Genomic DNA, 12,649 nt, shown 5'->3' with positions numbered 1-12,649 from the left:
GGGGGCATGTCCACCAACCCCGTGGAGGTTGACGACGTGCACCACGCTATCGGGTGGATCTTCGAATTACTGATGTCTCCGGTGCTGCGCACACGGGGTGGTCAACGACGCTCTCAGCCATCCTCTGCCGACTCCTGGTCCGCCACTTCTGTTGTGGTGGACACACCGAAGGTGCGCTTGCCGCATGTGCCTGCTCCTGTGCTGCGGGGCGGTGAGGTGAGCCAGGTCCGGCCCTACGTGACGGCGTACGAGCGGCAGCGGGAGGGACAGTGTCGGTGTGCGCAGGTACTCGCCACGTACGGCTTCGATCCCTGTCCGTGCCGGATCCGCGGGGGGCAGGCAACGGGATGACGGACGAGGTCTCCGAGGCCCCCCGAGTAGCTGACATCGAGCAGCTTCAGGCGGCCTACCTGATGCACCGCCAGGAATGCCGACAGTGCACCCGTAAGCGGTCATGCCCGATGGGGCGACGGCTGGAAGAAGCGTTCCGAAAGGCGGAGTCAACATGACCCCCGGGAAGGCAGCCTGTGATGCCTGCGCCCGCCTGGAGCGCGAGAAGGAAGCGGCGCGTCAGGCGGGGGACCTGAGCAAGGTCACCGACTGTGCCGTGTTACTCAAGCGCCACCCCGGCCACAGCAAGAGGAGCACCCTCTCAGGAAGGGGGCGGGCATGAACCGGGCCACGTACCGTTTCCGTGAGTTCCAGCTCGTCCCCGACACCGAGCCTGACGCCGAACCGATCACGTTCGCCATGCAGTGCGCGGTATGCGAGCAGACCGGGGAGCCCAGCGACGAGCAGGCCGCCGCGCACGCGTGGGCGACCAGCCACCTGAGAGCGAACCCGGAGCACTTCACCTATCGGGAGATCATCACCCGCCCCTGCCGGTTCGAACCGGGAGCGTGGCAGTGACGCGAACCATCCTTGAAGGCTCGGACCTGGTGCTCAGCGCCGAACGCGCCCAGGGAGCGCCGGACGGGATCTATCTCGCCGAATGCATGACGTGCCCCGCCACGTCGGGGAGGGTGGACAGCGATTCCGGTCCCGTCGCGCGCTGGTCCATCCTCCACACCCAGCAACACGGCCTGAATCATGGGCAGTTCCTCGTGACCGTCGAGCGTCACTGGCGCGTGGACCTCATACGGTCCCAGGACGGAAACGGCACGGCCACGCTGCCCCTGGCCCGCAGCGCCAGCCAGGCGCCAGCCACGCGCCGCGCCCCCGGACGCTGGGGCGCCTGCTGGCGACGCACCGTGGCGCGGCTGGGGCGATTCGCCGGGCCGCTGGTCCTGACCACGTTCATCGTGGCCGCCGGACTCGGCGGCTACCTCATCGGGACCGGCCAGGACACCGGCTGACCCGCTGATGACGCCCGCGCGGCCGGAGGTGCTCCCCCGTAGCCTCCAGCCGCGTGGGATCGGTGACGCTCCCGACCGGACAAGCCCCGAGCCCGATGGGCAGACATGCCCACACCGAGCGGACGCGCTTGAGGCTCCCGCCCCGGTCCGCCCCTTCACCGGAGTGCCGCGCACCGCGCGGTGAGAGCGCCACCGGCCAGCCCCGTCCCAGCCTGATCACCATCGGGGGCGGGGCACTTCCATGCCCTCTGACCTGCCCGTATGCTCAAGAACGCTTACTTACGAGCATCGGGGCTTCCCGAACCAAGGGGCTCAAGCCCCCTGCCTCCGCCGGGACTCCGCCCCAGACCCCGGGACGATCCGCTGTGTGGGGCAGGCCCTCGGTCTCAGCCGGCGGGCTCCGCCCGCACATAGTGCTCCAGCCGGATGCCGGGCAGGCACAGCGAGTACGCCAGTTGGAAGCGCCCGGTCAGCACGGTCGCCTTCGCCCGGTGGGTCTCCCGCTCATCGGCCGCGATCACCCATGCCGACCGCGCCCCGCCGAGCCGCCGCAGCAGCTCGGCGGGGCCGACGTCGACCCCGTAGAGGGTGCCGGAGGCGGGGCCGGGCGTGCCCAGCGCGATGTCGCGCAGCCCGGCGAGGGGGCGCGGATAGGCGATCGCGATCCGCCGTTCCTTGGGCGGGTCGTACAGCACCGGCTCACCCGGCCGGGTGAGCCTGCCCACCGCTGCGGCCAGCGCCGCGAGGTCGTCCTGACGGCTCAACGGCTCACGCTCCCGCTGATGCAGCGGAAGCTGCCAGACGAAGCCGCAGCCGACCACGAGGACCCCGGCCGCCACGACCACGGCCCGGCGCCTGCCCACCACGGCGCGGCGCCAGTCGGCCGCCACCCCCGCCAGCCGGTCCACCCCCGCCGCTGCCAGCAGGGGGATGCCCGCCAGAGCGAAGAGGAGATAGCGCTCGTGAAAGCAGGGGCGGTGGAGGGCGAGGGCGAAGAGGAGGACGGGCGGGACGCAGAAGAGGGGCAATGCCACCGCGGTCAGTGAACGCCATCGGGGACGGACCACCGCGACCACGATCAGCAGGAGGTTGAGGGCCAGGACGAGAGCGCTCGGGCCCGCGAACTCCTCCACCACCGCCCACAGCCGACCCGGCGTCGGATGGCGGATCCAGGCGATCTGCGCGCTCTGCCGCCGGGCCAGCGCCGCCAGTGGCGCCACCGCGGCCACCGCCCCGGCCGCCGCGCTCCCCCAGCCCCACCACACGCGGCGCGGGGCGCGCGAGACGAGCAGCGTCAGGGCGTGCGCGGCGAGCATGAGCACCGCGAAGACGTGCAGCAACGCGGTCACGGCCACGACAGCTCCGTACGCCGCCCACCGCCACCCCGCTCCCGACGCCGCCCGCTCCGGGCCCGGCGCCGAGGCCACCCGCGCGACACGAGGCACGCCGCCGCGGACCAGTACGGCCGAACGGACGCGTGCGCCCAATGCCGCCCTGCCCGCCTCCCCGGCCGCTCGGTCGGGCGCGGCCGAGCGGGCAGACCCGCCCGCGTCCCCAGCCGCTCGGGCCACCCCGCCCGCAGACCCAGCCGCTCGGGCCGCCCCGGGCCCGGCGGCCACGCCCGGACCCACCCCCGACCCAGCGCCCATCCCAGACCCAGCGCCCGCCCCCGCTCCCGCCCCCGCCGCGGGCCGGCCCGCTCGGGCGGCCCCCCGACCCGGCGCAGGCCGGTCCGCCGGGACGCCCCCCGAGGCGCCCCCCGGGGCGGCCACCCAACCCGCTCCCGGGCCGAGCCCCGCCGCGCCCACCAGCAGGTACGTCGCCCACGCCGCGCCCGCCGCGACCAGGGCGTAGGAGCGGCCCTCCTGGGCGTAGTGGGTGGCCACGGGCGTGGTCGCGTAGAGGAGTCCGGCCCAGAGGCCCACCCGGGGGCGGGCCAGGCGGCAGCCGAGGGCGGCGACCAGGGCCGTGGCGGCCACGGCGGCCAGGACCGAGGGCAGGCGCATGGTCACCTCGGAGGGGTGCAGCGCCAGCAGGGGGTGCATCAGGAGGTAGTAGAGGCCGTGGACGGCGTCCACGGTGCCGAGTGTGTCGCGGATCTGAGGGAGGGTCCGCCGCGCCATCTGGTACGTCGCGGACTCGTCCCGCCACATCGTGCCCCGGTCCAGGCCCCACAGGCCCAGCCCCAGCATGACGGCCATCGGGAGCACGATCGCCGTCGGCGCGGAGATTCCGTCACGCTTCCGCGCGCTCGCCCTCATACCCACCTCCGACCTCCCACCTCATCCACTCCACACGACAACAAAAGGCATAAATACGACTATTCGCCTACAGTGTGCAGTCAGGACGACACATCCGCCGCGAAGGGCACGCGTCATGAACCGCCTCGGTATCGAAAACCCCCGCGGTCTCGTGGCCTTCGCCACGCTGACCGGGTGTCTGGTGACCCTGGCGGTGGCCGCGCTCACCGGGGCCGGAGAGGTGTTCGCCGGGGCGGGGCTGGTCGGCTGCGGCTGTGAGCTGCTGCTGCATCGCACCGAACCGGGGCTGATGGCCCGTCTGGGGCGGCTGCACATGGGCGCCACGTCCCGGTTCGAGATCCGCTGCGTCCTGCTGCTCCTGCTGCTGGGCCGACTGCATGTCACCGGCCCGATCGGGCTGGCCGCGGCCATGACGCTGGTGCTGTGCCTGCTGGCCGGGCAGGCCCTGCACGCCGCGCTCATCACGCTGATCCGGCGGCGCCGCGCCCTCGCGGTCGCGGCCCGCAACATCGATCTGCGCCGACTGGACATCAGCGACCGGCCGCCCCGCCGACTCACCGAATGGCCCGGTCAGCGGATGCTGGTCTACGAGCTGTCGGCCCTGCTCGGGCTGACCGCGTCACTGATGACCGGCGATGCCCGCTGGGTGGTGGCGGCGCTCACCCTGGCCGCCGGATCCTGCCTGATCACGGTCGTGGCCCTCGTCCCGTACCTCGTCCGGGCCATCCGCCGGCTGCCCGGCGCCGCGCAGGTGCTGGCCGAGGTCGACGCCTGGCTGATCCAGCGCCGCCCCCGTACGGTGCTGTACTTCTCCGGGCCGCGCGACCGCGCCGACCAGCTCACCCGCTGGCTGGGGCCGGTGGCCGCGCTGCCCACCCCGTCCCTGGTCATCGTGCGCGAACGGGAGTTGCTGGAGGCTTTGGAGCCGACCCCGCTGCCGGTGCTGTGCGTGCCGAGCGCCGCGCACCTCTCGCAGTTGGACCTGAGCGGGGTGCGGGTCGCGCTCTACCCCGCCAACACCGGCCGGAACATCCACCTCCTGCGGATCCCCACCATGCAGCACGTCTTCCTGGCCCCCGGCGGCGACGGCGACGAGGCCACCGCCGTCGACCCGTACAGCAAGGTCTACGACCAGGTGTGGGTCGCGGGCGAGGCGGGGCGGCGGCGCCACGTCCAGGCCGCGGTCGGTGTCGAGGACGCCGACATCGTGGAGATCGGCCGCCCCCAGCTCGACGGACTGCGCGCCGCCGGAACCGGAACCGGAGCCGGAGCCGGAACCGGGACCCGGGCCGGGACCTGCCCCACCCCCGCGCCCCTGCCCACCGTGCTGTACGCGCCCACCCGGGACGGCGCGGCGGGCGCGACGGGTGAGGCGGACGCGACGGGTGAGCCGGGCGCCGCGGACGAGGCGATCGTACGGGCGCTGCTGGACAGCGAACGCCCCCTGCGGCTGCTCTACCGGCCGCATCCCCCCACCGGCCACCGCACCCCCGAGGCCCGCGCCGCCCACCGCCGTATCGTCGCCCTGATCGACGCCGCGAACGAGCGGCGCACCGCGGACGCCATCGGCGAGGCGCCCGAGGACGCCGAGGCGCAGCGCACCGAGGCGCGGCGCACCGAGGACGCCCGCCGCCGCGCCGAACTGGCCAAGCGCATCGCGGCGCTGGACGCGCGGCTGCGCCGGGCCGACGCCGACGAGGCCATGCTCACGCGGGACCGCGCCGCCCCCGATCCGGCCCTGCTCACCGAGGCCGAGGGGCTGCGCAGACAGTGGCACCAGGCCCACTGGGCGGCCTCACCGCCCTGGCTCCACCAGGTGATCGAGGGGGAGATGCCCACCCTCCACTCCTGCTTCGACCAGGCCGATCTGCTGATCGGCGATCCCTCCGACGTGGTCGGCGACTTCCTGGCCACCCTCAAGCCGTACGCGCTCATCGCCCCGGCGGGGCTCGGCGCGGAGGAGTTCCGGCGGCAGAACGTCGTGGCCAGGGCGGCCTATCTGCTCGGTCCCGGGGCATCCGGTATGGAGGACCTCCTGCGCCGGCTCTTCGACCCGTGCCTCGACGAGCTGCGCACCGCCCGCCACGAGGTGAAGGAGTTTCTGCTCGGCCCCACCACCCCACCGTCCATCCAGCGCTTCACCGACGCCGTGGACGCGCTCGCCGAGAAGGGCGAGACGGTCGTCCGGCTGCGTGACCTCCACACGGCCCCGACCCCCGGCGCCGGACGCTGGCCCGTCATCCGATAACAAGACATCCCACAGGTACGTCATCCGATACGTCATCCGACAGCACGACACCCCCCGTGCACGTCGCCCGACATGTACGTCGCACCACATGTACGTCACCCGGTAGCAGCACATCCCACACCCGGACCTCACCCCAGGCCCTCACCATGAGCTTCCACCCCAGACCCCGCCCCCAGGAGCCCCCCTCCCACGTCTCCTGAGCCCCCCGCACCCCCTCCGGAGCCAGCATGCCGCGCAATCACCGCCCCGGCCCGCCTCCCCGTGTCAGCGTGATCGTCCCCGCCCGTGACGCCATGCCCGGGATCACCCGGGCCGTCACCTCCGCCATGGAGCAGACCCTCGGGCTCAGCCGACTCGACATCATCGCCGTCGACGACGGATCGGCCGACGGCACCGCGGAGGAGCTGGAACGGCTCGCCGCCGGCTGCCCCTCGCTCCATGTCGTCCGCAACCCCCACCCCTGCCGCGGCGGCGCCGGCGGCCCCCGCAACACCGGACTGGCCCGCGCCCGCGGCGACTTCGTCTTCTTCCTGGACGCCGACGCCCGCCTGGCACCCGACGCACTGCGCCGCATGGTCGCGATGGCCGACCAGAACGGCACCGACGTGGTCCTGGGCAAGATGGTCTCGCCGGACGGACGCGGCGTCCCCAAGGCGGTCTTCCGCCACAACCAGCTGCGCACCGACGCCCACAGCTCCCACGCCTACGCCACCCTGGAGCCCTGCAAGCTCTTCCGCCGCTCCCTGATCGAACGGCTCCGGCTGCGCTTCCCCGCCCACCTCCACCACGGCGAGGGCAAGCCCTTCACCGCGGCCGCCTACCTCAACGCCTCCGGGATCTCCGTCGTCGCCGACTACGACTGCTACCACCTGGGCCCGGGCCGGGGCCGTACCGCCACAGGTCTCGCCGACCGCGTCGACGCCATGCGGCCGCTGTTCGAGACCGCCGCCCGGCACACCCGGCCCGGCACCCGCCGCGACACGGTGATGCTGCACCACATCCGGCGGGAGCTGTGCCCGGCGCTGCGCGCGCTGCCGCGCGAGGACGAGGCCGAGGCCCGCGAGCGGTTCCTGCCCGAGCTGCGCCGGTGGGCACTGGCCCACTGCTCCGACACGCTCTTCCCCACCCTCACCGCCCCCGAGCGGCTGATGGTCCATCTGCTGCGCACCGGCCGCTTCGAGGATCTGCTGTCCGTCGTGCGCAACGCCAAACGGGACGCCCGGAGCGGCCATCTGGTCGAGAAGGGCAGCGTCTACTGGCTCCACCCCTTCTTCCGCGACCCCGACGCCGAGGTCCCCGACGCCTGCTTCGACGTCACCGACCGGCTGCCGGTGCGCCACCACCTCGCGGGCGCCGCCTGGCACGGCCGCAGCACCTTGCGGGTGCGCGGCCGGGCGGCCATCGACGGGCTGGAGACCGACCCCGAGGAGGACCGCGCCGAGCTGGTGCTGCGCCGCCGCGAGGCACGGGACGAGGTGCGGATCCCGGTGGTGGCCACGGCGGAGGACGACCCGGCGGAGTTCGCGGCCGATGTGAACATCGCCGCCGCGGACGGCGGCGCACCGCTGCGCCCCGGTGTCTGGGACGTCTTCCTCGACGTCCGCGCCCAGGGCATCAGCCGCACCGTGCGGTTCGGCAACCGCCATGACGACACCCTCGACATCGGCACCGCGCGCCGGGTGGTGGCCGCCGGGCCCGGGCTGCGCGCCCGGGTCACGCCGTACTTCACCAGCCCGTACCGCAATCTCTCCCTCGACATCGGCCCGGCCCCGCGCGGCGCGCCCTGCGAGGTGACCGAGGCCGTATGGCATCCGTCGGACAAGGGCACGCTGGTCGTCGCCGGACGGCTGCTGCCGCCCGGCACCCCGGCGCGCGGGCGGCTGCTGCGGCTGCGCGCCGAGCACGCCGACGGACGGGTCTTCGACCATCCGGTGCGGTTCGCCGCGGGGCATCCGGCGGGTGCGTTCACCGCCCGGCTGCCGGTGCGGGACCTGGGCCGCGGCCGCTGGACGGTGACGCTGGCCGTCATCGGCCCGGGCGACCAGGCCCCGGGTCGGCCCGCGCCCGCCGCGCCCGTGCCGCCACCCGCCCGACTGCCCGGCGCCCGCTGGGTGCGCCGCGGCCGTCCGTACTACGCCAAGCCGCTGATGGGGCGCGGCGAGGTGACGCTGGAGCTGCGGGTGGCGCCGGTGCGGCTGCTCGCCGCGGTACGCAACCGGCTGCGGCTGAACTGACCGACGCCCGCGGCAGGCTGTTCCCCTCGGTCCGTTTCCGGTCCGATCCCCGCCCCTTCCCGCGGCATCGATATGCGGATCCGCCGCGTGGCAGGGGCTTCGCCCCTGGACCCTGGGGCCTGGGGCGAAGCCCCGGTCGTGGGAAGGGGCGGGGAGGGGAGAATATGCGGCTCCGCCGCGTGGCCCGCCCGGACATGGCCACGCTCACCCCCGCAGCCGCCGCCGCACCCCCGTGGCCACCTTGATCGGAGCCACCTCCAGGCCGAGGGCCCGGGCCGGGCCCAGAGCCACCGGCTTGGCGTAGTACGGACGGCAGCCGAACCGCAGCCAGCGGGTCGCGGCCAGCCGGTCGAAGTACGGCACGGCCGCGGCACGGCGCGGCGCGTCCTCGTCGCGGCCGTCCATGATCAGCGTCAGGGTCCAGCGGCCCGCGCCCAGCCTGCCGACCGGCAGCCGGGCGGTGAAGACGGACATGGCACCGCCGGGTTCACAGCGCACCGGCAGCTCGTGCACCGTGCCCGTCCCGCCCTCGGCGCGCAGCAGCAGCGTCCCGCCGTCCCGCGCGGCCTCCTCGGTCAGCCGTCCGCCGACGAGCAGGGTGCTCCGGGTGTGCCAGATGGTCCGGAGCACCTGGCAGGGCGGGTCGAGGGGATGGGCGACCTCGCCCACGTCGAGCGAGAGATTGCCGTACGGGGTGTAGTACGGCACCACCACCTCCGCCCCCCGGGACGTGGTGACGCGGCGCCGGGTGGGATGGGTGACCTCACCGCCCTCGCGGCGGTTGCCGAACCGCACCGTACGGCTGACGCCCTGGGCGCGGACGTCGAGGTAGATGTTCCACAGCCCGCGCTCCAGCGGGGCCCCGCCGTCGGCGGTGGCCGGGTCGATCTCGGCGGTGAAGCCCGCCATCTCGTACCGCCGCCCCTCCCCCGGCAGCGGGTTGGCGGAGAGGCACGGCGTGGTGGGCAGCCGCACCTCGGGGCGGTCGGACCGGTACTTGCGCAGCACGATCTCGGTGGCCGGGTCCAGGGCGTCGACGTCCTCGACATAGGCGTGGCCGGCCAGCCGCAGCGCCCCGCCGTGCCAGCTCGCCGCCTCCAGGTAGTGCTGGACCGGCAGCCGGTCGGTGACGTCGAAGCAGACGTCGGGGACGGCGGCGGCGTGGTCCCGGAAGAACGGATGGAGCCAGTAGACCCGGCCCTTTTCGACGAGATGGCCGCGCCGCGCGTCCCGCCCCGCGTTCCGGACCACGGTCAGCACCTCCTCGAAGCGGTCGGCGCGCAGCAGCTGGATCAGCAGCCGGTCGGGGGCGTCGAGCCGCTGGAAGAGGGCGTCGCTCACCCACGTCCTCGCCCAGTGCCGGAACTCCGGGAAGAACCGCTCCCGCGCCTCCTGTTCGCTCTCGCGGGGCAGCAGGGCGCGCAGCGGACCGCACAGCTCCCACTCCACATGGCGGCGCATGATCTGGTCCCGCCGCGGGCCCGGTTCCAGATAGCGGGCCACGGTCTCGAAGCACAGCCGGCTGCCGTCCATGCGGTGGGCGAGATCGGCGGCGGTGAGGGTGAGGTTGTTGCGGTTCTCGCGGTAGCGGACGTAGTAGCAGTCGTAGTCGGCCACCACCGAGATACCGGCGGCGTTGAGGTAGGCGGCCGCGGTGAACGGCTTGTCCTCGCAGTTGCGGTAGGGCGGGAAGCGCAGGTGCAGCCGCTCGATGAGGGAGCGCCGGAACAGCTTCCACGGGCCCAGGGTCAGATAGGCGTGGGAGGAGAAGATGTCGGTACGGGGCTGATTGTGCTGGAAGACCGCCCGGGGCACGGCCCGTCCCCCCACGGAGGCGATCTTGCCCAGCACGATGTCGGTGCCGTGGGCGTCGGCCATGGCGACCATGCGGCGCAGCGCGTCCGGCCCCAGGTAGTCGTCGGAGTCGAGGAAGAAGACGAATTCGCCCCGGGCGTGGTCCAGTCCGGTGTTGCGGGGTATGCCCGCGCAGCCGGAGTTCTCCTGGTGGATGACGCGCAGCGCGGAGCAGGTACGGGCGAGCCGGTCCAGCTCCTCGCCGGTGCCGTCGGTCGAACCGTCGTCCACCGCGATGATCTCGACCCGGTCCGGGCCCAGGGTCTGGTCCATCGCGGAGGTGACGGCGCGGGTCAGCTCCGGCAGGGCGTTGTAGGCGGGGATGATCACACTGACACGAGGTCGGGACGGAGAGGGCATGACGGCCTCCTGACTCCGGGCTCTCGACGGGGCGGGGGTCGGGGTCGGGGGTCGGGGTGAGGGGTCGGGTCACTCGGCGGTGAGGACGCCGCCGCGCGGCCCCGCCGGGGCGCTGTCGCCACCGGCCGGCAGCGGCCGCGGCCGTGGCGCGGACGCGATCGGGAGCGCCATCTCGTCCTGGCCCAGCATCAGGGTCCGTACCACCCGTTCGGCCGCGTGGCCGTCGTCGAACGGGCAGAACCGGGCCCGGAAGGCGGTGCGCAGCGCGGTAGCGTCCGCGTCGCACCAGCGGCCCTCGCGGAAGACCTCGGCCAGCTCCCGCCCGGTGCGGGCGACGGCTCCCGGGGTCTCGCCGGGGGATCCCGAGAGGAGGTCGAAGTAGACCCCGCGGGAGGACCGGTAGATGTCCCAGTCGTCGGCGTAGATCACGATGGGTCGGTCCAGGAGCGCGTAGTCGAACATCATCGACGAGTAGTCGGTGATCAGCGCGTCGGCCGCCAGGCACAGGTGCTCCGCCGACGGGTGGTGCGAGACGTCGATCACCAGCCCGGCCTCCTGGAGCCGGGACAGGTGGTCCTGCGGCCGGTAGGAGTAGTGGGCCCGCACCAGCAGCGTGGTCCGCGGGCCGAGTTCGCGGCTGAGCCGCTCCAGGTCCAGCCGGGGGGTGAACCCCTTCTGGTAGTCGCGGAGGGTGGGCGCGTAGAGGAGGGCGGTGTTCCCGGCCGGGATGCCCAACTCCCCGCGGATCCGCCGGATGTCCTCCTCCGACGCCGTGAAGAAGACATCGTTGCGCGGATATCCGTATTCCAGCAGCCGGTACGCGGCGGGATAGACCCGCTCCCAGATCTGGCTGGAGTGCGGATTGGAGGAGAGGGCGACGTCCCAGCGGTCGATGCGCTTGAGCAGATTACCGAAACTCATGCCGCCCGCGGCGGCCGGATAGTGCTGCTGATCCAGCCCCATGCATTTGAGCGGAGTGCCATGGAAGGTCTGCAGATGCACCGTGCCCGGCCGCTTCACCACCTCATTGGGGAAGTTGACGTTGTTGATGAGGTATTTCGCGCGGGCCACGGCCCGGTAGAAGTCGCGGGTGCCGGTGACGACGTAGTCGACGCCTTCCGGAAGCGCTTCGATCTCCGACTTCTTGACCGCCCACACCCCGTGGACCTCCGGTGCCAGCTCCCGCGCCTTGTAGTAGATGGCCCCCGGATTGCACAGCACCCCACGGCCCCAGTACGCGGAGTAGACGGCCAGGTGGGGGTCCACGGGGCGCTGCCGGTGCAGCCGGTACAGCCCCCGCTTGGCGCGTGCGGCCAGGGGCGGCCGGACGGTCCGGCGCAGCTTGCGGGCCCCGGCGGCCGCCCGCACGCCCAGCTCGCGCTCCCGGTAGCGGAGGAAGGAGCCGGACGCCAGCGCCTCGAAGCGCCACCGGCCCTCGACCGGCGGGGTGAACCCGGCCGGCAGCCGGCGGCGGTACCACGCGGCGGCCCGTGCGAAGAAGCGCGGCCGGTCCGCCGTCGCCACCCGGGACGTCCGGTCCAGGCAGAACAGGAAATGCGAGATGGCCCGTTCGAAGAGCAGCGGGCGCAAAGGGTCCAGCCGCGGATGCTCGTCGAGGAAGTCGAAGAGCCGGGCGTACTGCTGGAAGATGACGAAGTGCTTCTCCCCGGGGCTTGCCGTACTGGCCCCGACCCGCCGCTGCCGGTATTCCAGACCCACCAGATCGATACACGCTATTCGCCGCGCGGTGAGCATCGTCTTGTACGAGAGCAGGGCGTCCTCGTAGATGCCCTCGCTGAACGCGAAGCCATGACGGGCGTAGAAATCCCGGCGATAGACGCGGTTGGACGACATCGCGAACAGCCGCAGGAATTCCGGGCGTTCGACGACGGAGAAGACATCGGTGCCCGCCGAGGCCAGCAGCTCCCCGAAGAGGCTGGGGGCCCTCCGCTCCGACCAGTAGGTGCGCACATGGTTGAAGTAGAGGATGTCCGGGTCCTGGGTGAGGGCGATCCGGTCGGCGAGGCCCTGGAGGGTGCCCGGGGCGAGGGTGTCGTCCCCGTCCAGGAAGAGCAGATAGTCCCCGCGGGCCCGCTCGACACCGGCGTTACGGGCCTGGCCCGGCCCGGAGTTGACCCGCTGGTGCACGGGCACGACCCGGCTGTCGCGCGCCGCGTACGCGTCGATGATCGCGCCGCAGTGGTCCGGTGAGCAGTCGTCGACGGCGACCACCTCCACGTCCTGACACGACTGCGTCAGCACGGAATCCAGGCAGGCGCTCAGATAGCCCTGGACGCGATAGGCGGCGATGACGATGGTGAAGCGGGGCATAGGGCT

Annotated in this window: 7 protein-coding genes; 4 read left to right on the top strand and 3 right to left on the bottom strand. The window is 73.2% G+C overall.

Features of this window, described 5'->3' with window-relative positions; all coding sequences use genetic code 11:
- Positions 1 to 669 precede the first annotated feature (669 nt).
- Together J8403_RS25920 and J8403_RS25915 are read left to right on the top strand one after the other, a co-directional pair.
- On the top strand, positions 670 to 909 hold the full coding sequence (locus J8403_RS25920) for a DUF7848 domain-containing protein (RefSeq protein WP_211125254.1): 240 nt from the start codon (positions 670 to 672) through the stop codon (positions 907 to 909).
- Positions 906 to 1,355, top strand: coding sequence for a DUF7848 domain-containing protein (locus J8403_RS25915; protein ID WP_211125253.1), 450 nt, complete (start codon positions 906 to 908; stop codon positions 1,353 to 1,355). The genes J8403_RS25920 and J8403_RS25915 overlap by 4 nt, the downstream gene beginning before the upstream one ends.
- A 386-nt stretch (positions 1,356 to 1,741) precedes the next feature.
- Here J8403_RS25915 and J8403_RS25910 read toward each other — a convergent pair whose 3' ends face one another.
- Positions 1,742 to 3,556, bottom strand: a complete 1,815-nt coding sequence (locus J8403_RS25910) for a glycosyltransferase family 39 protein (RefSeq protein ID WP_211125252.1) — start codon at positions 3,554 to 3,556, stop codon at positions 1,742 to 1,744.
- 175 nt (positions 3,557 to 3,731) lie between these two features.
- Here J8403_RS25910 and J8403_RS25905 point away from each other — a divergent pair, with 175 nt between their 5' ends.
- Entirely contained in the window at positions 3,732 to 5,864 is a 2,133-nt protein-coding gene (locus J8403_RS25905) for a hypothetical protein (protein WP_211125251.1), read from the top strand.
- Positions 5,865 to 6,091: 227 nt separating this feature from the next.
- On the top strand, positions 6,092 to 8,098 hold the full coding sequence (locus tag J8403_RS25900; RefSeq protein WP_211125250.1) for a glycosyltransferase: 2,007 nt from the start codon (positions 6,092 to 6,094) through the stop codon (positions 8,096 to 8,098).
- A 204-nt stretch (positions 8,099 to 8,302) separates the two neighbouring features.
- Here the strand turns inward: J8403_RS25900 and J8403_RS25895 are convergent, their stop codons facing one another.
- Positions 8,303 to 10,312, bottom strand: coding sequence for a glycosyltransferase family 2 protein (locus J8403_RS25895; protein ID WP_211125249.1), 2,010 nt, complete (start codon positions 10,310 to 10,312; stop codon positions 8,303 to 8,305).
- A 69-nt stretch (positions 10,313 to 10,381) separates the two neighbouring features.
- A complete protein-coding gene (locus J8403_RS25890; protein WP_211125248.1) occupies positions 10,382 to 12,643 on the bottom strand; it encodes a bifunctional glycosyltransferase/CDP-glycerol:glycerophosphate glycerophosphotransferase in 2,262 nt (753 codons plus the stop codon).
- Positions 12,644 to 12,649: the final 6 nt, after the last annotated feature.

Source organism: Streptomyces yatensis, from assembly GCF_018069625.1.
In the GTDB taxonomy this organism is placed as follows: Bacteria; Actinomycetota; Actinomycetes; order Streptomycetales; family Streptomycetaceae; genus Streptomyces; species Streptomyces yatensis.
The sequence above is the reverse complement of the archived record's forward strand: the minus strand, read 5'-3'. Positions and strand labels throughout refer to the sequence as shown.